Here is a 24,002-nt window from a genome sequence, read left to right as displayed (position 1 = left end):
GGACTGGTGTTGGCCGGAGTCTTTTCTGGTCACATGTGTCCAATCGGTCACATATGACCGACGGCCAAGGCCCGTCGGAACCATCAGGGACGGTCGATGTGGAGCTTCCGCATACGAGCCCGAAGGGTGCTTCGGTTAAGACCCAGGATTTCCGATGCGCTGTTTTTTCCGCTCACTTTCCATCGGGTCTGTTCAAGAACCCGGAGAATGTGGTCACGCTCGATCGCTTCCAGGGTTTTGTGGTCATTTTTCAGGCTGCTGAAGGGGATATTCAGGTTATCGGCCAGGTGGAGCTTGGGTCCCGACGAGTTGATCACCGCACGCTCGAGGACGTTTTCGAGTTCACGGATGTTGCCCGGCCAGTGATAGGCCTTCAGATCCTGCATCACGCCGGCCGGAATGATGCCGATGGATTTGCCCAGGCGCTTGGCGATTCGCCTGACATAATAATCCACAAGGAGAGGGATGTCCTCGGTGCGGTCCCGGAGGGGCGGCATGGTGATGGGAAACACATTGATACGATACCAGAGATCGTCCCGAAATCGTCCCCTGTGGGTCTCTTCTTCCAGATTCCGGTTGGTGGCGGCGATGATTCGGGCATTGACGGTGATGGTTCGCGAGCCGCCCAGGCGTTCGAATTCACCGTCCTGAATCACCCGAAGCAGCTTGGGCTGGAGTTCCAGGGGCAGCTCGCCGATTTCATCGAGAAAAATCGTCGCTCCGTCGGCGATCTCAAATCGGCCCAGATGCCTTTCCATCGCCCCGGTGAACGCCCCTTTTTCATGGCCGAACAATTCACTTTCAATGAGGTTGGCGGGCAGGGTTGAGCAGTTAACTTTGACAAGTGCCCTGTTGTTCCGATGGCTGAGGGCGTGAATGGCCCGAGCCACCAGTTCCTTTCCGGTGCCCGTTTCACCGAGAACCAACACGTTGGTGTCAGTTCGTGCTATTTGTTCGATTTTATAAAGTACATATGTGATTGCGTCGCTCTGCCCGATGATGTTTTCATGGTTGTACTCCAGTTTGATTTCCTCCTGGAGGTAGGCTCTCTCGGCTTCAAGCTGGTTTTTCAGTTTTTTGATTTCGTGCAGGGCTTTTTCGGCGATGACTTTACCTTTTTCCGCATCTTCCCGTGCCGATACGAGTTCCATCGTTCGTTTTCTGACAAGCTCTTCGAGATTGCGTTTATGGTGTTCCCGTTCAGTTACATCTGCGATGGACAACAGGATCATTCGAACCCCGTCCGGTTTGTCGTAAAAACGCCGTGCATTTAAATGCATGATTCTGTGACCGATGGTTTCGAAGTTGTGTTCCACTTCATAGTCATTGAACTGGGTATTCAAGGGAAGTATTTCTTCAAGCAGTTTCCGCAAGGCGGGAATGTCCCACTGACGGTTTCCCAAATCGTAGATCATAACACCCGCCGTTTGTTCAGGCTTGACGTCAAAGGCCTGGTAGAAGGCCTGGTTGGCCTTGATGATCTTAAGTTCGTGATCAAGGAGAAGCAGAGGCTCTCTCAGTGAATTAAGTATGACGTCCAAGACGGTCAGAAAGGGTTGGAGTATGTCGTCATTCCCCTTCGATGGCCTGGCGGCTTTTTTGATTTTCGGAGTCTTAATGGAGGTCATCAATTCGCCTCCCGCTGACCATAGATGTTTATTAATGACTGTGAGACTGAAAGAATGAAAACATGCCTGGATAATTATTAAGGGTTATTTAACCTATCCTGTCGTAACGAAAAAATCAACCACATCGAAACCGCCTAGGCGTTTGACCTATCCAACCCTCGGCGTCCGACCGACGGCCAATACGGTCATCACCGGATTTTTTCCTTTTTTGAAACAGGGTAAGTATCTGAACAGCGTTACGCTTCGGAACACCCGTTACCGGAGCGGCCATTCAACCGTTCAGACGAAAGGATCAGGAACGATGGATCAATCGAAACCCTTGTATTACAACGATGTCACAGCCTGCGTGGATGAGATGATCCGCCGTGTGGGAAAAACCATTGTGTTCGGGATGCCCCTGGCATTGGGCAAATCCCATCCGGTGATCAACGAACTGTACCGGCGGGCCAAACAGGACCCCTCCGTCAACCTGACCATCATCACCGCCCTGGCCCTTGAAAAGCCGGGCTGGAAAAGCGATCTCGAACGGAGGATGATGGAGCCCCTGGTGGGCCGCATCTGGAACGGGATTCCCGATTTCGATTACATGGTGGATCTTCGTCGAAACGCCCTGCCGGCAAATGTCTCGGTCCGGGAATTCTTCTGCAAGGCCGGAAGTTTCGTCAATGTGCCCAGGGCCCAGCAGGAATACGTCAGTTCGAACTACACCCACGTGGTCCGCGATCTGATTCGAAACGGCATCAACGTATACTGCCACCAGGTCGCCAAGCGGGAAGAGGGCGGGCAGGTGTTTTACAGTGACAGCTGCAATGCCGACATCGGGGAACTGACCGACTACATGATGGAACAGAGCCGGGCGGGGAAGCCCGCGGTTCATATCGGTCATGTGAACCGGAACCTGCCCTTCATGTACGGCGACGCCGTGACCGGGCCCGAACGGTTTCACATGATCCTCGAAGACGAGGCCTACCATCTGCCCCTGTTCAGTGTGCCCCGGGCGTCGGTAAGTGTTCAGGATCATATGATCGGCATGCATGTGAGCAGCCTCGTCAAGGACGGAGGAACCCTTCAGATCGGGATCGGCACCCTGGGCGATGCCATCGCAAATGCCCTGATCCTGCGCCACAGCCGTCCTGCGGTTTACCGGCGTTTTCTTTCCTCCTCGGGCATCGATGAAAAATTCGGGTCCGTCATCGACCAGGTGGGCGGCAGGGATGCCTTTGACCAGGGCCTCTACGGCGCCACGGAAATGCTGGTGGAGGTCTTTATCAACCTTTACAAGGCAGGCATCATCAAGCGGCGGGTCTACGACGATGCCTCCATCCAGAAACTGATCAACGAGGGCGGACTCGATGAAACACTCACGCCGGAGGCCGTGGACATTCTTCTTCAGCAGAAGCCCTACAGTCCGGTCCTGACCGAAGACGGCTTCCGGACCCTGAAACGCTTCGGCATTTTTCGTGAGGATCTTGATTACAGGGATTATCGGATCGTCAACGGCAAGGCCTCCTGGTCTGCCGATTTCAGGGATGAGGAGAACAGGCGGAAGGTGGCCGAACAATGCCGGGGGGACCGTCTGAAAAACGGGGTCCTGATCCATGGCGGGTTCTTCATCGGCTCCAAGGGCTTTTATGAGGAATTAAGGGCCATGAACGAGGATGAACGCAGGCAGTTCGAGATGACCGGGGTGGCCAAGGTCAACCAGCTTTACGGCGATGAACGTCTTCGGGCCCTTCAGCGCAAAAACGCACGGTTTGTGAACGCCGGGATGATTCTGAGTATCCTGGGAAATGTCTGCTCCGACGGCCTTGAAAACGGCACCGTGATCTCCGGGGTCGGCGGTCAGTACAATTTCGTGTCCATGGCCCACGCTCTGCCCGACGCCCGTCTGATCATGATGATCCGCAGTACCCGTCAGAAAGGGGCCAAAACCCTGTCGAATATCGTGTTCAACTACGGCCATACCACCGTGCCCCGGCATCTTCGCGACATCGTGGTCACCGAATACGGCATCGCCGATCTGTTGGGAAAATCTGATCGGGAAGTGATCGCCGCCATCCTGAACGTCACGGACTCGCGGTTTCAGGAAGATCTGCTGGCCCAAGCCAAAAAGGCGGGGAAGATCCCGGAATCCTATCAGATTCCCGAGCAGTTCAGGCACAACACCCCGGAACGGCTCGCATCCATGATGGGGCCGTTCAAGGCGGACAACTGTTTCAAACCCTTTCCCTTCGGGACCGATTTGACCGATCAGGAACTGGTGATCGGCAAAGCCCTCAAGCAGTTCAAGGCGTCCCTCACCCGAAGCAGGTTTTCCACCCTGGGCGGGTTGATGAAATCCATGGTCAGAAAACCGTCTCCAACGGCCCTCCCGTATCTTGAACGACTGGACCTCCATGTCCCCACATCCCTCAGCGAAAAAATGATGCGTCAGGTTGTCGTTTTCGCACTGGATTCATCCGGCGCCCTCTGATGTCCCGGTGAGTCTCCCCCGTCGTTCAGGATCGCTTGCGGTCCGGCCGCGCATACGGTCGGGCCGCATTTTTTTAAGGTCCGGAGGCAACCCCCGATACCTTTGCGGCATCGAACGATAGGGTTGCATCAATGCAACGTTTTGTCGTGATTCCGTCTTTCCTTTGCAACGCTTTGTCGGTTGAATTATTTCCTTTGATTCATTAGGTTTGTTAATACAAAACTTTGAATTTTATGCTAATACATATATAACTTCTCGAGTGCGCCCCCATGGTACGCTACTTGCTGTCTTCTTTGGTACCGGGCAGGTTCTGCCTGATTGTTATTTCTTCAACCGGAAAAGGGGTTTGAATGATGAAGATTGTCGTAAGTTCAACAGGAAAGAATCTGGATGCGGGGATCGATCCCCGTTTTGGCCGCTGTGCGTATTTTGTAATGGTGGACACGGACACCCTGGACACCGAGGCCTTTGCCAATGACTTCGCGGAACTCAGTGGCGGTGCAGGAATCCAGGCGGCGAGTTTTGTCGCTTCCAAGGGTGCGAAGGCGGTACTGACCGGAAACTGCGGACCCAATGCCGCGAAGGCCTTCGATGCCGCCGGCATCGCGGTCTATGCCGGTCAGGACGGGACGGTGCGTGACGCGGTCGAGCGGTTCAAGGCGCAAACCCTCACGCCGGCAACCGGGGCCACGGTCGGTGAGAAGGCCGGCCTCTCCTCCGGCCCTGCCGCAACAAACGTCCCGGGCATGGGTACGGGCGGAGGCCGCGGCATGGGCGGCGGAAGAGGATGCGGCGGCGGTCGGGGTATGGGGGGCGGAAGAGGTTGCGGAGGCGGTGGCGGTCGCGGCATGGGCGGCGGCCGGGGCATGGGCGGTAAATCCGGTCGAAACGCTTGATTTCGCAGTCTTTGTAAGATGGATCATAACCCTCCGGCTCATAAACCGGGGGGTTTTTCAGTCTAACGACAACAGGAAAGAATGCGTACCATGGGACATTTGGATGATTTTTTGGACAAATTGCAGGAAGAGATTTTCGATGAAGCCAAAGCGTCATTGGGCGAACAGGGCTTTGACAGGTGGCGCAACCCCCGGTTCAACGGCCGGATGAATGATGCGGACGGCAAGTCACGGGTTCGTGGGGATTGCGGAGACACCATGGAAATTTACTTGAAATTCGAAAACAACCGGGTGGCCCGGGCCTCTTACTTCACCGACGGCTGCGCCTCCAGTCAGATCTGCGGCTCCTTCGCCGCCGAACTCACGTTGGGCCGTGAACCGGAAGATATTGCCGAAATCAACGCCGAGGCGGTGCTGGGCAAGATCGGCACCCTGCCCAAAGAGGATCTGCATTGCACGACCCTTGCGGCCGGCGCGGTTCAGGAAGCCTTGAACGATTACATGAAAAAACAGATCGGCCGGGCATAAAAAAGCAACCCCCTTCCGGTCATGCCTGATCGGAAGGGGGTGCCTGGCTTCGACTATGACGAAGGAGCCTTGGGTTTTTCAGTACTTAGTTGGATGCATTTTCCTCGGCTTTTTTGTCCCAGTCACACAGGGGAATATACTCCTTGCCGTATTTCATGGTGATCTGGTGAACGAAAATTGTTCCGTTGTCCTTCATGTCCCCGTAAACCCGAACCTCGTTGTTGACGGCCTTGGTTTTCATGCTCCGGGGCACATTCGGCAGGAAATAAGCCTTGCCGTCGGCGGCCTGGAGTACGAAATCGCGCTCGAGAACCACCTTGGGATCATTGGCGCCGGTGGGCTGGACGGTTTTGTTGAACACGTAGCTCGCCCCCTGAATCGTTCCGGCGATATAGTCGGCGGCAAAGGCTGCCGTGGGCAGGGTGATCATAACGGCGATGATAAGAGCGATTTTTTTCATGGTAAACCTCCTGATGTTTTGATTGATGGTTTTTTGTTTAATCGTTTGTTTTAATAAAATTTATTTTTTATTTTTCCGGCGAAGCGACGCGGCTTTTCTCCCACCGTTTCAGCTGCTCGTAAAGCAGCGCTTTCAACCGGTCCGGGGGCCGGGAAGAGGCCTGCATGGGAACCCCCATCCAGTCGCAGTATTCCAGGAAATCCTCCGGATGCTCCTCCATGTAACGATCCAGATAACCCAGGGTATCCAGGACGATGACGCCTCCGGTATGCCGGGGAAAGTTTTCGTTGGCCAGGCCTTTGTCCCAGCCTTTGAACACGAGCGGTCGGTAACGAACCCAGCCGGGCGTCATCCAGAACACCTTTTCTCCGCCGACCATGTCTTGCGCGATGGTTTCGCGTTCGGTTTCATCGGCGATCATGTCCATGCAATGGGTGGCCTCGATGCGGAACACGTCGGGCCCCAACTCGTCGATGACGGTTTGCATGGTCCGTAGAGGCTCGTTGACATTCACGTAGCAGAACTTTCCCCCATAGACGACGATAACGGCCTTAGCCTGCTCCTTTCCTTTCCTTACCAGGGCCGTCAACTGACGTTCGAGTTCAGTCGGATCCTGGTGCAGGCCGGGCGTGGTGAAAAGAAGGTGCTCCGTGTCCAGAAATCCCTGATCCTTGAGGGCGGTGAGCTCCATACGAAGGGTCCCGCAGGCGACGACGGCGATATCTTTGAATGATGGCGTGTTCATGGAAAACCCCCTGAAGCATTGGTTGTGCGGCTCATTGTGGCGCCGCGTTGACCTACTGGAATATCAATTCGCGTGCCAGGGTTTGAAACATGAACATTTTTTTTAAATATGGAATGTATGTTGCTGTATTCATTGTCATAAGCGCGGCTGTTTTCGATGAATGGCCTGCGCGTTGGTCAACATGATCGTTGACACGGCACAGTTGGTGGCGCTACAAATACGCATGGGTTGCGAAAGGTGGCGCTATGGTGGCGCACGTGAACCATCCATCACAGGAAAGGACAATGATAATGGAATATGCCCGTATCGCCCATTTGTTACTGGACGCCATGGCCGGCGGAGTGTTTACCGTCGATGAACACGGCAGCATCACATCGTGGAATCCGTCCATGGAGCGGATCACCGGGTACAGTCCCGACGAGGTGATCGGCAAACCGTGCAGCATCATCGGGTTTGACCTCTGTTTTGGAAAATCCTGCCCCAGCGGGATCGGTGAATGCAATATTTTCAACAAGGGCAACCTGGACGGGAAAGAATGCTTTCTGCGTCACAAGGACGGCCACGAGATTCCGGTGGTGAAAAGCGCACGGGTGTACCGCGATGACACCCGGAGCGAGCGGGCCGTGGTCGAAACCATCACGGATATGACCGAACTGTACCGGGCCCGGCGGGAAGCCGAGGAGGCCAACCGCAAGCTCGGAGAGGTCCATCAGTTCGATCGGATCATCGGGAAAAGCGCGGCCATGATAAAAATGTTCATCTCCATTCAGGCCGCCGCCGCAAGCGATGCCACCACATTGCTTCAGGGGGAAAGCGGGACCGGCAAGGAGCTGGTGGCCGGTGCCATCCATTACAACAGCAGACGAAAAGACAATCCCTTTGTGACGGTGAATTGCAGCGCCCTGTCCGAATCCCTGCTTGAAAGCGAATTGTTCGGCCATGTGAAGGGGGCCTTCACCGGAGCGTTGAGGGATCGGATCGGTCGGTTTGAGGAAGCCGAAGGCGGAACGATCTTTCTCGATGAAATCGGGGAAATCAGTCCCTTCATTCAGGTCAAGCTACTTCGGGTGCTTCAGGAACGGGAAGTGGAGCGGGTGGGGGACTCCAAAAAGCGAAAGGTCGATATCCGTATTATTACCGCCACCAACAAGGACCTTTTATCTCTGGTCAATGCAGGGCTTTTTCGGGAGGACCTGTATTACCGTCTCAAGGTTTTTCCCATCCACTTGCCCCCCTTGCGGGATCGGAAGACGGATATTCCGCTTCTGGTTCAGCATTTCATGGATGCTCAGAATGAAAAAACGGGAAAGACCATGAATTCCGTGAGCCCGTCGGCCATGCGGGTGCTTTTGGACTACAACTGGCCGGGCAATGTGCGTGAACTGGAAAACGCCATCGAGCATGCCTTTGTTCTTTCCACCGGTGACCATATCGACCTGATCGACCTGCCCGTGGAAATCAGAAGAAGCGACGGGGCGCCAGGCCTGCCGGTTCTCGACGAGCCCTTCCATGCCCCCCAGGCCAGGGCCGATCGAAAAACCCTGACACGGGACCGCCTGATCGATATCCTCGAGGCCGGCGACTGGAACAAGGCAGAAGCCGGACGACAGCTCGGTCTCAGCCGAGCCGCCATCTGGAAATACATGAAGAAATGGGATATTCCCATGCAGAAGGACGTCTAGCAAGGGTGCCGTCGTCTTTATTCGTAGGGACGGCGCAGCACCAGTTGAAGGTTTTCAAGACCGCGAACCCGGAAGACGGCTTCGCAGGAGGTCAGGTAATATTCCCATTTTCGCATGAAACGGTCGTCGAACCCCAGGGCCGCGATGCGGTCCCGGTTTTCCGTGAACCTGCGGTGCCAGTGCTTGAGGGTGACGGCGTAATGGGGACCGATATTTTCCAGGTGATCCACGATCAGGGAGCTGCGCCGGGTCATGGCCCGGCACAGGGCCGTCAGCGAGGGCAGGTGGCCGCCGGGGAAAATGTGCTTCTGGATCCAGTCCACGCGCATGCGGTAGGCGGCATATTCCTGGTCCGGCAGGGTGATCACCTGGACAACCACACGTCCTCCGGGTTTCAACAGGGCGTCGCAGCGGGAAAAAAAGGTCCCCAGATATCGGTGCCCCACGGCTTCGAGCATTTCAATGGATACGATCTTGTCGAAACGGCCGGTCATGGTCCTGTAATCCTTTAAAAGAACCTCGATCCGGTTTTCGAGACCCAGTTCCTTCACCTTTTGTGACACCCACTCATGCTGCTCGTTGGAAAGGGTGAGGGTGGTCACGCGGCAGCCGGTGTCCCGGACCGCCGTGAAGGCGAAAGCCCCCCAGCCCGACCCGATTTCAAGGACATGGTCGCTTTCCCGGATGTCGGCCTTGGCGATGATGTTCCGGATTTTCCGGAGCTGGGCCTCTTCCAGCGAGTCCTCGTCCGAATCGAAGATCCCGGACGAATAGACCATGTACTCATCGAGGAACAAACGGTAAAAGGGGTTGCTGATATCGTAATGGGCCTTAATGTTCCGGGGACTTTCACGCAGGGAATTGGCGGGCACGCGGGAGATGACCCGTTCAAGGGTACCCCGCAGAAAAGCCGACACCCGGCCGGAAATCCTGCCGCCGCTGAAGGCCAGGACCAGGGCGCCCACCAGGGCTGCCGGATCTGGGGTTTCGAACAGGCCGTCCATGTAGGCTTCACCAAAGCCGATATCCCCCCGGAATACCGCCTGGGGGAAAAAATCATCATCCAGAATGCGAAGCTCGCCCCGGTGCGGCGAATGCGAATCACCGAAGACCCGTTGGCTGCCGTCGGGAAAGGTGACGGAAATAAAGCCCCGGCGGATCCGGGAAAGACCCCGGATGAACAGGGTCCGGGCGATTTTCTGAAGAAGGTTCGAGGGTTCTTTGTGCACCGTGTTCGGGTGGACGGATACGGGCTTGGGAATGTAGGGCAGTTTCTTTTGGAAAAACAGCACGGCGGCCTCTTTAAGGATTCTCCCCATGGTCAGGTGGGGGGTAAACGGATGTCTCAGCCACATCATGGCGAGGTTTTTTCCGGTGAGGGGGATCATGTCGCCTGTCAGCGACGCCACAAATTTTTTTCGTCCGTCCACCGACAGCACGATACGGACGGCAAGCCCCTTGTCCAGAGGACCGAAACGGAAATCATAGGTGCCGGAAACGGTGTTGAACGGGGACACATGGAACACCTTTTCGGCGGAGGCCTCGTGGGCGCTCCCCTTTTTCTCCGGTTTCAGGGGGTAAAGGTGGCGCTCGCCGAAGGTGTTGTTGACCTCGGCCAGCGCAAAGATAAGGTCCCGGTGTTTGTCCAGACACAGGTAGAAGCTGACCGGGTTAAACACGGCGGAAAACCGTCGCAGCGAGGTGACCAGCATGATGCGGTCGATGGTCGACGGGGCGTTGCAGTGAACGAGCCGGGCGCGAATCCGGTCGTAAAGGGGGGTGACGGAACCGTCCAGGTAGTCCCGGTCGTAAAGTGAGGCGATCCCCATGCGGTTGTAGCCGAAGCCGGTCACACCCCGGTCCAGGGCCGTGAGTTCGGACAGGTCCAGGCAGTACAGGGATAGCGGGTAGGAAAATCCGTGCCGGGCCGGGAAAAACCGCTGGTGGAAGACCTTGGCCTTGATCAGGGTCGAATTCACAGGCTCACTCCAAAGTGTTTGCCCACGTTCACCCCTGACCGGACCCCGTCTTCATGGAAACCGTATCCGAAATAGGCGCCGCAGAACCAGGTGTTGTTCCGCCCGTTCAGCTGATCGAGCCGGCTCTGGGTGGCCGTGGCTGCGGCATCGAAAATCGGGTGGGTGTAGACCATGGCATCGATCACCTGGGCCTCGGGCACGGGCGTGCAGGGGTTCAGGGTCACACAGTAGGTCCTTAAGGTGTTGAGCTTCTGGAGCCGTGTCATATCATAGGTGACGGTGATGGGTGAGGCGTCGGTCTGGATGTCTTCGCGGATGGTGTTCCACGAAGCCCGGGCCTTGATGTTGGGCGGCAGAAACGAGGTGTCCGTATGCAGAATCACCTCGTTTTTCGAATAGCGCCAGGGCGAGAGCAGCTCTTTTTCCAAATCCGAGGGGTCTTCGAGCAGGGAAAGGGCCTCATCCGCGTGGGCGGCGATGATCACGCCGTCGAAATCCCGGCTGCTGCCGTCTGAAAGGCGCACCGTCACGCCTTTTTCATTGCGGCAGAGGGACCGAACCGGGGACGAGGTTTCCACCGTTCCGGGGAACTGGGCCAGGAAGGCGTCGATGTATGAGCGACTTCCCCCGGAAACATAGTACCACTGGGGATGGTCGTTCACAGACAACAGCCCGTGGTTTTCATAGAACCGGGCAAACGCTTCCATGGGAAACTCGGCCATGTCGTTGTAGGAGGCCGACCAGATGGCCGCGGACATGGGCAGGAGGTAGTTGTCCCGGAACAGGTCCGAAAACCCTTTGGATCTGAGGAAGTCTTCCAGGGAAAGCCCCTTGAACGCCCCGGTTTCAAGCCCTTTCCGGGCTTCTTTGAAGAAACGGAGGATGTCTTTCAGGAACATCCAGAACCTGGGGCTGACCAGATGGGACCGTTGGGCGAAGACGCTGTCAAGGCTGGACGATCCGTACTGGAACCCGGTTTTGCGGCAGTAGTAACTGAAGGACATGTCCGTTTTCTCCGTTTTTACCTGGAGGGCATCGAGAAAACGGGTCAGCAGGGGATAGGTTTTGTCGTTCATCACGATAAATCCCGTGTCCACCCGAAGGCCCCGGTCCGGTCCCGAGGGCAGAGTCACGGTGTGGGTATGCCCGCCCACGTAATCGTTTTTTTCAAACAGGGTGATGCGGTGCCTGTCCTGAAGCAGATAAGCGGCCGTCACACCCGACACGCCGCCTCCGATGACGGCTATGGTCATCTTCTCGTTCATGGTGTCTCCCGTGACTTGATGTGTGATATTCATGCGGCTCTCAATCCGGCCAAAGGGCGATCGGTGATGTCCGGATCGTCTGAGCGATTTGGAATGCGGGGAATTTTATCATGCCGATCGTAAAATACAAACAAAAACCGGAGAAAAGAAAAGTTTTCGGTCCTTCGTTGCATTTCGAAATTTGATGATCATGTTCTTCAATACCTAACCTTTCAACCCCACGGGTGAACGGCATTCCCAGCCATTCACGCGAAAGGAGCCGACATGACCCTGACCCTCAAACGAGTCGTCATCGCCGACAGGCCCATCGATGAGGTGTTTGATTACCTCAGTGATTTCAAAACCATCGAAGAGTGGGACCCCGGTGTTGTCCGGGCACGGAAGATCACGCCGGGGAAAACGGCGGTGGGCACGCGCTATGAACTCGATCTGGCCTACGGACCCTTTTCCGTTTCCATGACCTATACCCTTACAGTCCTCGAAAAACCGTCGAAAATCGTCCTTGAGGGCCGAGGGCAGTCCTTTTCCGCCGTGGATACCCTGAATTTCGAGGCTGTGGGACCCCAAAAGACCCGGATCAAGTATCGGGCCGACCTGAGCTTTAAGGGGGGGCGTGCTCACCTGGCCAGGGTGCTCCGGCCCCTTCTTGAACGCATCGGCACGGCGGCGGTCAGCGGTCTTGCAGACGCCTTCAACCGCAAACCAACGGTTCCTGAAGTCGGCGGGCTTTCCGCTTTGCTCGATCGCACGGTGGTGGGCGGCCTGCCTTCGTTTACACGGTTCGGTTACGCCTGGGCCCGGCGGCGCTGGGCTCCTGTTGTTTCGTCCCTCTCGGGCAAGACCGTTGTGATCACCGGGGCCACCTCGGGCATCGGCCTTGCCGCGGCCCGCATGATCGCCCACCGGGGTGCGCGGCTGATTCTGGTTGCGCGAAATCCGGAAAAGGCGGAGGCGGTCCGTCGCCGCATGGTCCATGAAACCGGCAACGAATCCATCCGTTTGTTCACGGCGGACATGAGCCTGCTCCGGGATATCGATGGCCTGGCCGATGCATTGATGACCGAGGAACCGGTGATTGACGTCCTGATCAACAATGCCGGGGCCCTTTATCCGGACCGACAGGAAACGGTCGAAGGATTTGAACGATGTTTCGCCGTGAACCTGCTCGGCCCCTATGCCCTGACCCGCCGCCTGATTCCCGCCCTTGAGGCTTCGGGGGCCGGCCGGATCATCAACGTATCTTCCGGGGGCATGTACACCCAGGGCATTGTGACAAACGACCTTCAGTTCCGAAACGAACCCTACGACGGGGCAAAGGCTTATGCCCGTGCCAAACGGGGTCTGGTCATTCTGACGGAACTCTGGGCCCGTGAGCTTTCGCCCAAAAACATCACGGTTCACGCCATGCATCCGGGCTGGGTGAGGACCCCCGGTATCAAAGAAGCCCTGCCTGAGTTTTACCGGCTCACCGATCCGGTGTTGCGAACGCCGGAACAGGGGGCCGACACCCTGGTCTGGCTGGCCCAGGCCCCGGAGGCCGGTCTGTCGAGCGGCCTCTTCTGGCTGGACCGAACGCCGCGGATCACCCATGTGTTAAGGCGCACCCGCGAAACGGAGACGGATCGCCATGCGCTTGTCGAGGCCCTGGAAACCATGGGCAGGGAGAAACGACCATGAACCGATACCGCCTCCCACATATCCTGTGCCTTTTTTTGCTGTTGTGCCTGATTCCCGTAAAGGGCCTGTGTGACACCGTGCGTGTGGACGGCAGTACCTTCCCTCGAAGCGTCACCCTGGACGGGACCCGGCTTTTTCTCACAGGGGCCGCCCTTCAGAGGTATCTGGTTATTGTCAAGGGCTATGCCGGGGCCTTTTACCTGCCGGCGAACACTCCGGCGGCCGAGGCGCTGGGGCCGGTGCCCAAATACCTGGTTCTCGAGTACAAGGTGTCCATTTCGGCCGGTGATTTTGCAGAGGCCACCACCCGAAGCATTCAGGATGCCGTTGACGCAAAAACCTTTGCATCCATCGAAGACCGGCTGAATGCTCTGAACGCTTTGTATGCCGATGTGAAACCCAACGACCGTTACTCCCTTTATTACCATCCCGACCGGGGGACGCAGCTTGCCCTGAACGGAACGGTGGCGGGAACGCTTCCAGGGCTGGATTTCGCCCGCGCCCTGTTCGGCGTGTGGCTGGGTGAAAAACCCATCGATCCCGACTTCCGGGACCGGCTTCTCGGAGTAAAACCATGACGGCCGCCAAGGGAACGGTTCCCTGGTCCGTCCGTCTTTTCTATGCCTTTCCGGCCTTTACCTTGGCGGTCATCGGGATTCCCATCTACGTATTCCTGCCCAAATTCTATACGGATACGGTGGGCATGGATATCGCCGTCGTGGGGGTTCTTCTGATGGCGGTCCGTCTGTTCGATGCGGTCACGGACCCTCTGATCGGTCATTTTTCCGATGAGATCCGGACTCCCTGGGGACGGAGGCGTCCCCTGATCGCCCTGGGGGCGGTGGGGCTATCGTTTTCGCTGTACTTTCTGTTTACGCCGACGGAGTCTCCGGGCAGCGAGCAGGTCATTCGCTTTGCCGGGTGGCTGTTTTCCCTGTTCCTTTTCTGGACGCTTTTCATCGTGCCCTATGAAGCCCTTGGCCCGGAATTGACCAGCGACTATCATGAACGGACCACCCTTTTCGGATTGAGGGACGGCTTTCTGATTGTCGGCACCCTGTTTGCCGCCGCCTCTCCGGCTCTGTCGACGCTGGTCCTTGGCCTTCTGGGGCTGCCGGTCCATGAGCGCGCACGGTTCACGGCCCTGGCCCTGGTGTACGGGCCCCTGGTCCTTGCCGCCGCGGCCCTCTGCGTGTGGCGGGTCCGGGAAAAAGATCGCGCGGCAGCCTCACGGAAAGACCCCTTCTGGTCCGGCTTTGCCGGGGTGTTCCGGAACCGTCCTTTTGTGATTCTGCTTACGGCGTTTACCGTCAGCTCCCTGGGCAGCAACCTGCCGGCGACGCTGATCCTTTATTACGTCGAATACGTGCTGCATTCAGACCGGGCGGAACTGTTTCTGGCTTTGTATTTCGTGGTAGGCGTCGCCTTTATTCCTTTCTGGGTGGGGCTGTCCCGCAAAACGGGGAAGAAGGCGGCCTGGATCGGCGCCATGGTGATCAATACCCTGGCCTTCCTGGGGGTGTTTTTCCTCGGGCCGGGCGATGAAGCGATTTACGGGGTGCTGGTGGCCGTTTCGGGCATCGGGTTCGGCGCAGGGCTGGTCCTGCCGTCGTCCATCCAGGCCGACGTGATCGACTACGACGAACTGATGACCGGAAAGCGGCGGGAAGGCCGCTACATCGGCCTGTGGTCCGTATCCAAAAAACTGGCCGCCGCCCTGGGTGTTGGCCTTGGCCTGTGGCTGCTTGGCCGCACCGGCTACGCCCCCGATACCGCCCAGAACGACATGACGATTTTTGCACTCAAAATTCTCTATGCCCTGGTGCCCTGCCTCTGCCAGATCATCGCCATCCTCATCATCTGTTTCTACCCTATTACCGAATCCCGGTTTCACCGGATCCAGTCCCGGCTTCAGTCCCTGAATTCTGATTCACCATAATAAAAACAAAAATATCTGATCGACAGATCATTCCAATGATCAGAGAGTGAATCGATCTTCATGATGAAGTCGCGTGGCGCCACAAAACACTTCATAGCGCCACCCTGTGGCGCTATGAAGCAGGGTGGGGTGCCGCGTGACGCCCTTTACCATCACATCGACGAAACGTCTATTGACCATGATTACAATGAATTGATGTTCATTGCCCTCCGGATTCCGGTTCAGCCGGACCCTGGCACGGTCCATGAAATGGGAACCGGGAAACGACACGGTGGCGGAAGGCGGACCACGACGCCCTAAGCCCGCGTCCGAAGACAGGTGCCGCGTGGAATCATGGAGGGAGGATGTATGAAGGTGGATCGTCGACAGTTCTTCGCAATTTCCGGTGGGGCAGGGGCTCTCCTTTTCGGAAGCAAACGGCGGGCAAATGCCTGGGAGTCCAAGGCCCCGCCCGATCCTTTCGGCTGCCTGGTGGACCTCAATCGCTGTCTGGGCTGCCGCAAATGCGAAGAGGCCTGCAACGAGGTCAACCATCTGCCGGAACCGGTCATCCCTTTTGACAACCTGACGGTCCTCGACACCAAACGGCGGCCCGACGAAAAGGCCTTTACCGTGGTCAACCGCTATTATTCCGGAAAAATCGATGCACGCAATCAGCTCGCCCCCACCTTTGTCAAGATTCAGTGCATGCACTGCCAGGATCCGGCCTGCGCCTCGGCCTGCATTGTCGGGGCCCTGACCAAGAAAGAGAACGGGGCGGTTCATTACGATGTGACCAAATGCATCGGCTGCCGCTACTGCATGGTGGCCTGTCCCTTCGAGATTCCCGCCTACGAGTACCATGATCCCATCACCCCGAAGGTGATGAAGTGCACCTTCTGTTTCGAACGCATCAGCACGGAGGGGGGAGTGCCCGGTTGCGCCGCCGTCTGCCCCGTGGAGGCCATCACTTTCGGCAGACGAAGCACACTTCTCGATCTGGCCCGGAAACGGATCGCCGGGCATCCGGCTGATTACATCGACCATATCTATGGTGAACACGAGGTGGGTGGGACGTCCTGGCTGTATATTTCCGGGGTTCCCTTCCGCAAAACGGGGTTTATCGATCTTCCGGACAAACCCATGCCGAAATTGTCGGAGACCGTCCAGCATTCGCTGTTCTCCTATCTGTGGTCGCCCATCGCCCTGTACGGCATCCTTTCGGCCCTGATGCTGAAATTCAGAAACAAGACTCCCCACACGCCTGAGGATGACAAAGGAGGTCGCCCATGAGCCACACCCCATATGCGCTTCGAAAACCGTTCTGGACCCCCGGAGTCCTGGTATTGTCTGCCTTGATGCTCAGTGGCGCCGTGGTGATCATTGCCCGGTTTGTGGGCGGCATCGGCTATGTGTCCAACCTGTCCACGGCAAGGCCATGGGGCCTCTGGATCGGGGTGGACGTGGCCTCCGGCGTGGCTCTTGCCGCCGGTGGGTTCACGACCGCTTTTCTCGCCCACATTCTGGGACGCCATGCCTATGAACCGGTGGTACGCCCCGCCCTTTTGACCGCCATGCTCGGCTATACCTTTGTGGTGCTTGGCCTGATGGTGGACATCGGACGTTCCTGGGCCATCTGGAAGCCCATGCTCCACTGGAACCCCAATTCGGTGCTGTTCGAAGTGGCCATGTGCGTGATGTTCTACCTCACGGTGCTGTACATCGAGTTTCTGCCCGCCGTGATCGAACAATTCAAGGGCAGGGTGAATCTGCCCGGCGTTTTCGGTATTCTCAACAAGCCCATCGATGCGTTTCTTCACGGAGCCGACGCGGTGCTCGGCAAAATCATGTGGATGTTCATCATCGCAGGGGTGGTGCTTTCGTGCATGCATCAGTCCAGCCTGGGGTCTTTGATGCTGATCGCTCCCACCAAGGTGCATCCTCTCTGGTATACGCCGATTCTGCCCCTTATGTTTTTGACCTCCGCCATTACCGTAGGCTACCCCATGGTGGTGGTCGAGGCCACCATCGCCACCAGTTCGATGGATCTCGATCCGGAAATGGAGGTGCTCTCCCCGCTGTCCCGCTTCACGGTCTTCCTCCTGGGTTTTTATATGATCCTCAAGATCGGAGACATGATGGTCCGGGGAACCTTTGTCTATCTGCTTGACGGAACCTATCAGACCAACGCCTTTCTGGTGGAGATGGGTCTCGGGGTCATTGTGCCGTTTGTCCTTCTTTCTTTTCGGCGGGTCAGAGCCTCCCGGCGGGGGTTGTTCACGGCCTGCGCCCTTGTTGTGTTCGGGGTGCTCCTGAACCGGATCAATGTCTTTGTGGTGGGCTACCGTCCGCCCATCAGTGACGGTCTTTACTATCCGTCCATCGGTGAGGTGATGGTGACCGTCGGGCTGATCGCCACCCTGATGTTTCTGTACCGGGTTATCATCACATTCCTGCCGGTGTTCAGTCGTCCGGATACGGAGGTGACCCGATGAAAAAAATACATAAAATCATGGTTCTTATGGTGATCACGGTGGTGTTCTCAGCGCTTTTTTTCCTGGCGCCGGACAGGGAGCGCCAAACGGCCCTGGCTGATGTTCCCCACGATATCAATGATGTGGGACGGGAACTCAAGGCCGACGGAACCCTTGGTCGCTGGTATGCCCCTGATCAGCGAACGGCCCGGGAACGGGCTCGTGAAACGGTGCCCTTTGTCTCCGAATTTGTCGAGGAATGCCTGATCTGCCGTCGTCAGAATCTGATCGATGCGGGGCTTTCCATCGCGGATATGTCCGAAACCTATTTTCTGCTGGACAGCCCCGTCATCAAAAGACAGGAAGATGATTACGGACCCGTGCGGTTCATGCACGCCAAGCATGCGGCGGTCACAAAGGACTGTTCGGCCTGCCACCATTACAGGCCGACCGATCCCGCGGCCCTCGAGACCACCCGCTGCTCGGCCTGCCACCAGGAGTCTTTCCGTCCGGACCATCCGGAACGGGTGGGGCTCAAGGCCGCCTACCACGGCCAGTGCATGGGCTGCCATGAAAAAATGGACAAAGGCCCCGTGACCTGTACGGGCTGTCATCAGAAAAACGTGCCCGATCACGCCCGGCATGTGAATCTTCCCGAAAATCCCAAGCCCGAACAGGTGACCGCCGAATGCCTTCGCTGCCACAGTCAGGCCGGGGAGGACATGCTGAAAACGGCCCACTGGCTCTGGAAAGGGCCGTCGCCCAAAACCGTGGACCACCGGAACGATATCCAGCACGGCAAAGCCACCACGGTGTTCAACAACTACTGCGTGAGCTTCGCAAGCAACGAACCGCGATGCACCTCCTGCCACGCGGGTTATGGATGGAAGGACGACACCTTTGATTTCAGGGATATGACGAAAATCGACTGCCTGGTCTGTCACGATACCACCGGCACCTACAAAAAAGCACCGCCGGCGGCCGGCATGCCTGATCCCTCGGTGGATCTGGTCCATGTGGCGAACCATGTGGGTCATACCAGCCGGAAAAGCTGCGGAGCCTGCCATTTCAGCGGCGGGGGAGGGGACGGCGTCAAGCACGCGGATCTGTCGGAGTTTCTGCTTGAACCCTCCCGGAATTGCGATGTCCACATGGGCGGTTACGACATGACCTGCACGGAATGCCATGAAACCCGGAATCACAAGATCGCCGGAAGCAGTTCCTCGGTGCCGGTGGTCGAAGGTGGCGTGGCCTGTCAATCCTGTCATACCGAACGGCCCCATCACAGCAACGCGATGCTCGACCATCACCTGAACAAACACGGTGAAACCCTGGCCTGCAACACCTGCCATTCGCCGGTGTATGCCAAATGCAAACCCACCAAAATCTGGTGGGACTGGTCCAAAGCCGGTGATAAAAACCGTCCTGTCACCAAGGACAAATACGGCATGCCGGAATACAATTACATGAAAGGCGAATTCGTCTGGGCCGAGTCACCCAGGCCCGACTACGCCTGGCACAACGGGTTTTATGAACGGACCCTTTTGGGTGATGCGGTCAATCTCGATGACCCGGTGATCTACATCACAAAACCCCTTGGATCCAAAAACGACCCCACGGCCAAGATCAGTCCCTTCAAGATCATGAAGGGCATCCAGGCCTTTGATGCGGTCAACCGCTATGCCCTTGCGCCCCATTTGTTTCCCCGGGACAAGAACGACACCACGGCCTTCTGGGCCAACCTGGACTGGCTTAAGGCCTTTACCGAGGGAATGAAGGCGGCGAACCTGCCGTTCAGCGGCGAGTACGCCTGGAAGGAAACCTGGATGTACTGGGGCGTGGAACACGAGGTCATGCCCGCCTCCATGGCCCTGTCCTGCGTTCAGTGCCACGACAGCCTGAAGGGTGAACAGACCTGCAACCGCTGCCACCAGGACAATCGCAACGTGGATTTTACGGCCCTGGCCCACAAAGGCACGGATTTCAGCTACCTCGAATCCCGGGGCAGGGATGTGCGCCATCTGATCGATGCCACGGACTACATCGATTTCAAGAAACTGGGATACAAGGGCGACCCCATCGTCCACGGCGGCCGGTTCAAAAAACTGCCGCTTGGCGAGTGAAATACGGAAAGGGGCGTTTCCAGACCGGTACGTCCCGCAATCGTCACTAAAAATTAAGGAGAAACATATGGTTGTGTGTAAGAGAAAAATCCTCGGGTCGATTCTGATGGCCGCCGTGCTGGCCGCAAACGTGATTCTGTTGTCGGGGCAGGCGGCGGTTGCGGACGATTCTTCTGATGTGAGGCAGCAGATCGAGGCCCTTCAGAAAAAAGTCGAAGCCCTTGAAAAACAGGCTTCCGGTTCTTCGGTCAGGACGTCCGGGGCCAAGGGGTATTTCGAGCTTCCCGGCGCTGACACCGAAATCCGGATCGGGGGTTATGCCAAGCTGGATCTTGTTTACAGCGACGTGAGCGCCGGGGATAAAAGCGCCTTTGATCAGTTTTACGGTCCGACGACCGTTCCTCTGCACAGTTCAGCGGTGCTGGAGGAAAACCAGACAGTCCTCCATGCAAGGCAGAGCCGCATCAACATTGCCACGGCATCGAATACGGATTATGGGAAGCTGACCACCTTTTTCGAAGGGGATTTTTTCGGGGCTGGTGGTGACCAGACCGTCAGCAATTCCTACGCCTTGAGGCTCCGTCATTTTTATGGACAACTGGGAAAGGTGCTGGCCGGTCAGACCTGGACAACCTTTCAGGTGGTCGAGTCCATTCCGGAGACCCTGGATTTCGGCGGGCCCGCCGCAGCGATTTTCATCCGTCAGGCCCAGGTGCGCTGGACCGAGCCCATGTCCTTTGGTTCCCTGCAGTTTTCTCTGGAAAATCCCGAAACCACATATTACGACAACCTGACGGCATCGAAGCAGGCCGTGGATGACGATACTCTGCCGGATATGATCGCCCGCGCCAATATAAGGGCCGGGAAGGGTATCTATTCGGTGGGCCTTATGATTCGAAATCTTCGGTGTGACGACGGCGTCGATGACGACGATGTCTGGGGCGGAGCCGTGATGGCCGGCGGGCGGATTCCGGTGATGGAAAAGGACGACATCCGGTTTCAGTTGATGTACGGCAATGCCCTGGGACGCTACATGAACACGGGATTTGCCGGGGCCATGATGGACGGCAGCGATCATCTTGACGCTTTGGACCAGTGGGGCGGGTTTGTCGCCTATCGTCACATGTGGAAAGACGGTCTGAGATCCAGCCTCATCTATTCCTTCGGACAGGCCGACAATAACCTGGACAGGGTTGCCGCCTCGGCGAACGAAACCATTCAGTCGGCCCATGCCAACCTGATCTGGAGCCCTGTTCCCACGGTCGATCTGGGGATTGAATACATTTATGGCGCAAGAGAGCAGGAAGACGGCCGCCACGGTGAATTGAACCGCTTCCAGATGAGTGCCCAGTACAATTTTTTTTAAAAACGTACACAGGTCTCACCCGGCCTGACGATATCCCCCCGATTTCAGCCATTGCAAATCGGGGGGATTTTTTTATCTCAGGGTTCATTCACGTCTTGAAGTCGCCGGCCGATGGGCGTATATCCCTTGACCATGTACCTGACGACCAACGTCCGTCCCGTCACACGCATCGGGGTAGGGAAAGGTTTTGATTTCTATGCAAAGCAGCCACGACTGCATTCCCTGTTTTGTCCGCCAGGCCCTGGAGGCCGCCCGATTCGCTACCGAGGAGGATGCCGTCATCGAACGGGTGCTCCGTGAGGTGCTCAAAGCGGTCAGTGAGATGGATCTTTCCGTGCCTCCGCCGGTCATGGCCCGGGACGTCCACCGGATCATCCGCCGTTGCTGCGGCTGTGACGATCCCTATCGTCCGGTCAAGGAGAGGTTCAACGCCTTTGCCCTGGGCCTTTACCCGTCACTGCGGAAGCGAATCCTCGATTCAAACGATCCCTTCGACACGGCGGTGCGCCTGGCCATTGCCGGCAACATCATCGATTTCGGCGTCAATGCCGCGATCGATGGCGATCTGATTCACACCACCATAGATCATGCCCTTTGCGGTCCCCTTGCCGGTGATGTGCGGGATTTTGAGAAGCGGGTCAACGGTGCCCGCCGGATTCTGTATCTGGGAGACAATGCGGGGGAAATTGTTTTTGATCGTCTGCTGATCGAAACCCTGCCCAACGGCCGGGTGACCTTCGTGGTCCGGGGCCGCCCCGTGATCAACGATATCACCATGGATGACGCCGAACAGACCGGCATGACCGCCTGCGTCCCGGTGATCGACAACGGCTCCGACGCGCCGGGAACCGTGCTTTCCGACTGCTCCGATGCGTTTAAGGCGGCCTTTGATGCGGCGGACCTGATCATCGCCAAGGGCCAGGGTAATTATGAAAGCCTCTCCGATCTGGATCGGCCCATCGTCTTTCTTCTCAAAGCCAAATGCCCTGTCATCGCAGGGCATTTGAACTGTCAGGTGGGCGACACGATCATCCGCAGCCGATAAACGGTCCGCCTGACCGTGCTCGTCAGTGAATGTCCGTGTGTCCGTGCCTGTCACTCACTCACGCAGGCAGTCGCACCACCAGAACCGGCCTGGTGCAGCGTTTGATCACCCCGCCGGCCACGCTTCCGGTCAGCACGTCGCTGAACACCCCGTGGCCGTGGGTTCCCATGACAACCATGTCGTAATCGCCGTTTTCGGCAAGGTTCGTAATGATGTCCACGGGGTTTCCAATCTCGACCCGGATGTCGCCTTCGGAGATCGGGCAGACCGGGATTTCCCGGGTGACGAGTTCGGCGGTTTTTTGAATGCGCCGGGTGATGATGTCTCTGGCCGTCGCAATCTCATGCTCGTTGAGTTCGGCCCATTTTTTCTCGCCGATGTGTTCCCTGATGTCAAAACCGGCATCCCTTGAATACTCGTCGATGATGTCGGACACCACATGGAGAACCGTCACATGGGACTGGTAACGGTGGCCGATGCTGCAGGCATAGCGCGCCGCATGCCGGGCCGATTCGGACAGGTCCGTGGCGTAGAGAATCCGTTTGATCTCGGGCACCATGGTGGTGATGCCGACGGTACCTTCCGCAACCGGGGCGGAGGGTTCCGTCGTTTCCGCCGGAGCCTGGTAAGGCCCGAACAACCGGTCGGTGAACCGGACATACCAGGCCGCCGACTGGACCTGGATGATGTAGGCGATGGCGATGACCAGGGCCGCGCTCGACCCTTCGCTTCCAAAGGCGTTGATGGAAATGGCCAGGGCGATGGACAGGTTCCGCATGACCGAGCCGTAGACCAGGGCGATGGCATCGTCACGGTCAAAGAACAGGCGGCCCAAAAGGGTACTCAGCAGGAAGTTGGCCAGGTAGATGAGCACCAGGGGAATGAGGATGTACGCCAGCATCTGGGGCGACGCGGCGATGCTTTGGGCCTTGAGGGCGATGGCCACGAACACGATGCCGATGACCCCAAGGGTGGACAGGGACGGAAAACGCGGGGCGATCTGCTGCTGAAATTCCTTCTGTCCGAATTTTCTGACCAGGGCCTGCTGGGTCAGAAACCCGGCGACCATGGGAATGAAGACGATAATGACGATCTGTTTGATGACCAGAGCCATATTCACCGTGATAACGGCTCCCATCAGGTACTTCACGTAAAAAGGCGTGGCCACAGAGCCCAGGGTCAGACCGATGACGGTCATTTTCACCGCCGCCTCCACGTTCCCCTTGGCAAAGCCGGTCCATGAAATCGTCATGCCGCTGGTGGGCACCAGGCCTGCAAGAAGAAGCCCCAATGCCATGTACGGCTGATTTTTGAAAAAAACGAGCCCCAGGCCCAGGGCGAGAAAGGGAATGATTCCGAAGTTGATCAGCTGCGTCACCACCTGGGCCTTGACATCGCCGCCCTCGAGTACCTTTTTGATTTTGAGGGTGACCATCATCGGATACACCATCAGAAAGGTCAGGGGGATAATCAGACTTTTCAGAAAATCCACCGGCATGAACAGGCCGTAGGCGAATCCAAGAACCATCATCAGGGGAATGGCGATGATCAGGTTTTTGTTGATTTTTCCGAGCAGGGTCCACATGGTGCGCGCCTCCTTGTTGGGTGTCATGGGGTAATACGGTTCTTTCGATTGTGTATCACGAATCGTGCCGTGGCGGCATGGGGATCACAAAAAGACAGATCTGCACGGCATTGTACATGATTTTGCCGGCAATCTCCAGCCGTCCGTGTAGAACCGAT

18 protein-coding genes are annotated in these 24,002 nt (G+C 57.2%); 12 read left to right on the top strand and 6 right to left on the bottom strand.

Annotated elements, in window-relative coordinates:
• Positions 1 to 83: 83 nt before the first annotated feature.
• Entirely contained in the window at positions 84 to 1,628 is a 1,545-nt protein-coding gene (locus ACYQ11_RS15325; protein WP_459924683.1) for a sigma-54 interaction domain-containing protein, read from the bottom strand.
• Positions 1,629 to 1,929: 301 nt separating this feature from the next.
• Between ACYQ11_RS15325 and ACYQ11_RS15320 the strand changes: the two genes are divergently transcribed.
• From ACYQ11_RS15320 to ACYQ11_RS15310, 3 genes are all read left to right on the top strand, one after another.
• Entirely contained in the window at positions 1,930 to 4,101 is a 2,172-nt protein-coding gene (locus ACYQ11_RS15320) for an acetyl-CoA hydrolase/transferase C-terminal domain-containing protein (RefSeq protein ID WP_459924682.1), read from the top strand.
• Positions 4,102 to 4,451: 350 nt separating this feature from the next.
• A complete protein-coding gene (locus ACYQ11_RS15315) occupies positions 4,452 to 4,997 on the top strand; it encodes a NifB/NifX family molybdenum-iron cluster-binding protein (RefSeq protein ID WP_459924681.1) in 546 nt (181 codons plus the stop codon).
• A 90-nt stretch (positions 4,998 to 5,087) separates the two neighbouring features.
• Positions 5,088 to 5,525, top strand: a complete 438-nt coding sequence (locus ACYQ11_RS15310; RefSeq protein ID WP_459924680.1) for an iron-sulfur cluster assembly scaffold protein — start codon at positions 5,088 to 5,090, stop codon at positions 5,523 to 5,525.
• An 85-nt stretch (positions 5,526 to 5,610) separates the two neighbouring features.
• Here the strand turns inward: ACYQ11_RS15310 and ACYQ11_RS15305 are convergent, their stop codons facing one another.
• Together ACYQ11_RS15305 and ACYQ11_RS15300 are read right to left on the bottom strand one after the other, a co-directional pair.
• On the bottom strand, positions 5,611 to 5,985 hold the full coding sequence (locus ACYQ11_RS15305; RefSeq protein WP_459924679.1) for a hypothetical protein: 375 nt from the start codon (positions 5,983 to 5,985) through the stop codon (positions 5,611 to 5,613).
• Positions 5,986 to 6,052: 67 nt separating this feature from the next.
• Positions 6,053 to 6,730, bottom strand: a complete 678-nt coding sequence (locus tag ACYQ11_RS15300) for a DUF1638 domain-containing protein (RefSeq protein WP_459924678.1) — start codon at positions 6,728 to 6,730, stop codon at positions 6,053 to 6,055.
• A 284-nt stretch (positions 6,731 to 7,014) separates the two neighbouring features.
• Here ACYQ11_RS15300 and ACYQ11_RS15295 point away from each other — a divergent pair, with 284 nt between their 5' ends.
• Positions 7,015 to 8,412, top strand: a complete 1,398-nt coding sequence (locus tag ACYQ11_RS15295) for a sigma-54 interaction domain-containing protein (RefSeq protein ID WP_459924677.1) — start codon at positions 7,015 to 7,017, stop codon at positions 8,410 to 8,412.
• Between the two features lie 17 nt (positions 8,413 to 8,429).
• Here the strand turns inward: ACYQ11_RS15295 and ACYQ11_RS15290 are convergent, their stop codons facing one another.
• Together ACYQ11_RS15290 and ACYQ11_RS15285 are read right to left on the bottom strand one after the other, a co-directional pair.
• On the bottom strand, positions 8,430 to 10,391 hold the full coding sequence (locus ACYQ11_RS15290; protein ID WP_459924676.1) for a DUF1365 family protein: 1,962 nt from the start codon (positions 10,389 to 10,391) through the stop codon (positions 8,430 to 8,432).
• On the bottom strand, positions 10,388 to 11,656 hold the full coding sequence (locus ACYQ11_RS15285) for an NAD(P)/FAD-dependent oxidoreductase (protein WP_459924675.1): 1,269 nt from the start codon (positions 11,654 to 11,656) through the stop codon (positions 10,388 to 10,390). Before ACYQ11_RS15285 ends, ACYQ11_RS15290 begins: the two co-directional genes overlap by 4 nt.
• Before the next feature lie 264 nt (positions 11,657 to 11,920).
• Here ACYQ11_RS15285 and ACYQ11_RS15280 point away from each other — a divergent pair, with 264 nt between their 5' ends.
• The 8 genes from ACYQ11_RS15280 (at position 11,921) to ACYQ11_RS15245 (ending at position 22,259) form a co-directional block, all read left to right on the top strand.
• Positions 11,921 to 13,333: an SDR family NAD(P)-dependent oxidoreductase gene (locus tag ACYQ11_RS15280; protein WP_459924674.1), complete on the top strand. Its 1,413-nt coding sequence runs from the start codon at positions 11,921 to 11,923 to the stop codon at positions 13,331 to 13,333.
• Positions 13,330 to 13,911 (top strand): chalcone isomerase family protein, encoded by a 582-nt coding sequence (locus ACYQ11_RS15275; protein WP_459924673.1) that lies wholly within the window; start codon positions 13,330 to 13,332, stop codon positions 13,909 to 13,911. Before ACYQ11_RS15280 ends, ACYQ11_RS15275 begins: the two co-directional genes overlap by 4 nt.
• Entirely contained in the window at positions 13,908 to 15,272 is a 1,365-nt protein-coding gene (locus tag ACYQ11_RS15270) for an MFS transporter (RefSeq protein ID WP_459924672.1), read from the top strand. The genes ACYQ11_RS15275 and ACYQ11_RS15270 overlap by 4 nt, the downstream gene beginning before the upstream one ends.
• Before the next feature lie 348 nt (positions 15,273 to 15,620).
• Entirely contained in the window at positions 15,621 to 16,544 is a 924-nt protein-coding gene (locus ACYQ11_RS15265; protein ID WP_459924671.1) for a 4Fe-4S dicluster domain-containing protein, read from the top strand.
• Positions 16,541 to 17,746, top strand: a complete 1,206-nt coding sequence (nrfD, locus tag ACYQ11_RS15260) for an NrfD/PsrC family molybdoenzyme membrane anchor subunit (RefSeq protein ID WP_459924670.1) — start codon at positions 16,541 to 16,543, stop codon at positions 17,744 to 17,746. The genes ACYQ11_RS15265 and nrfD overlap by 4 nt, the downstream gene beginning before the upstream one ends.
• A complete protein-coding gene (locus tag ACYQ11_RS15255) occupies positions 17,743 to 19,848 on the top strand; it encodes a tetrathionate reductase family octaheme c-type cytochrome (RefSeq protein ID WP_459924669.1) in 2,106 nt (701 codons plus the stop codon). Before nrfD ends, ACYQ11_RS15255 begins: the two co-directional genes overlap by 4 nt.
• A gap of 67 nt (positions 19,849 to 19,915) precedes the next feature.
• Complete coding sequence (locus tag ACYQ11_RS15250; protein ID WP_459924668.1) at positions 19,916 to 21,214, top strand: DcaP family trimeric outer membrane transporter; 1,299 nt, start codon at positions 19,916 to 19,918, stop codon at positions 21,212 to 21,214.
• 196 nt (positions 21,215 to 21,410) lie between these two features.
• The gene (locus tag ACYQ11_RS15245) at positions 21,411 to 22,259 is read left to right on the top strand and encodes a damage-control phosphatase ARMT1 family protein (RefSeq protein WP_459924667.1); all 849 of its coding nucleotides are present in this window, start codon (positions 21,411 to 21,413) and stop codon (positions 22,257 to 22,259) included.
• 58 nt (positions 22,260 to 22,317) lie between these two features.
• Here ACYQ11_RS15245 and ACYQ11_RS15240 read toward each other — a convergent pair whose 3' ends face one another.
• Complete coding sequence (locus ACYQ11_RS15240) at positions 22,318 to 23,871, bottom strand: universal stress protein (protein WP_459924666.1); 1,554 nt, start codon at positions 23,869 to 23,871, stop codon at positions 22,318 to 22,320.
• Positions 23,872 to 24,002 lie beyond the last annotated feature (131 nt).

The organism is Desulfatiferula olefinivorans (assembly GCF_054657895.1).
This window is presented reverse-complemented; position numbering and strand designations above follow the sequence as displayed.

What these genes read in the sequence shown, in the direction of transcription:
- ACYQ11_RS15325 (WP_459924683.1), bottom strand. Translation starts at nt 1,628, where the DNA reads ATGACCTCCATTAAGACTCCGAAAATCAAAAAAGCCGCCAGGCCATCG.
- ACYQ11_RS15320 (WP_459924682.1), top strand. Translation starts at nt 1,930, where the DNA reads ATGGATCAATCGAAACCCTTGTATTACAACGATGTCACAGCCTGCGTG.
- ACYQ11_RS15315 (WP_459924681.1), top strand. Translation starts at nt 4,452, where the DNA reads ATGATGAAGATTGTCGTAAGTTCAACAGGAAAGAATCTGGATGCGGGG.
- ACYQ11_RS15310 (WP_459924680.1), top strand. Translation starts at nt 5,088, where the DNA reads ATGGGACATTTGGATGATTTTTTGGACAAATTGCAGGAAGAGATTTTC.
- ACYQ11_RS15305 (WP_459924679.1), bottom strand. Translation starts at nt 5,985, where the DNA reads ATGAAAAAAATCGCTCTTATCATCGCCGTTATGATCACCCTGCCCACG.
- ACYQ11_RS15300 (WP_459924678.1), bottom strand. Translation starts at nt 6,730, where the DNA reads ATGAACACGCCATCATTCAAAGATATCGCCGTCGTCGCCTGCGGGACC.
- ACYQ11_RS15295 (WP_459924677.1), top strand. Translation starts at nt 7,015, where the DNA reads ATGATAATGGAATATGCCCGTATCGCCCATTTGTTACTGGACGCCATG.
- ACYQ11_RS15285 (WP_459924675.1), bottom strand. Translation starts at nt 11,656, where the DNA reads ATGAACGAGAAGATGACCATAGCCGTCATCGGAGGCGGCGTGTCGGGT.
- ACYQ11_RS15280 (WP_459924674.1), top strand. Translation starts at nt 11,921, where the DNA reads ATGACCCTGACCCTCAAACGAGTCGTCATCGCCGACAGGCCCATCGAT.
- ACYQ11_RS15275 (WP_459924673.1), top strand. Translation starts at nt 13,330, where the DNA reads ATGAACCGATACCGCCTCCCACATATCCTGTGCCTTTTTTTGCTGTTG.
- ACYQ11_RS15270 (WP_459924672.1), top strand. Translation starts at nt 13,908, where the DNA reads ATGACGGCCGCCAAGGGAACGGTTCCCTGGTCCGTCCGTCTTTTCTAT.
- ACYQ11_RS15265 (WP_459924671.1), top strand. Translation starts at nt 15,621, where the DNA reads ATGAAGGTGGATCGTCGACAGTTCTTCGCAATTTCCGGTGGGGCAGGG.
- nrfD (WP_459924670.1), top strand. Translation starts at nt 16,541, where the DNA reads ATGAGCCACACCCCATATGCGCTTCGAAAACCGTTCTGGACCCCCGGA.
- ACYQ11_RS15255 (WP_459924669.1), top strand. Translation starts at nt 17,743, where the DNA reads ATGAAAAAAATACATAAAATCATGGTTCTTATGGTGATCACGGTGGTG.
- ACYQ11_RS15250 (WP_459924668.1), top strand. Translation starts at nt 19,916, where the DNA reads ATGGTTGTGTGTAAGAGAAAAATCCTCGGGTCGATTCTGATGGCCGCC.
- ACYQ11_RS15245 (WP_459924667.1), top strand. Translation starts at nt 21,411, where the DNA reads ATGCAAAGCAGCCACGACTGCATTCCCTGTTTTGTCCGCCAGGCCCTG.
- ACYQ11_RS15240 (WP_459924666.1), bottom strand. Translation starts at nt 23,871, where the DNA reads ATGACACCCAACAAGGAGGCGCGCACCATGTGGACCCTGCTCGGAAAA.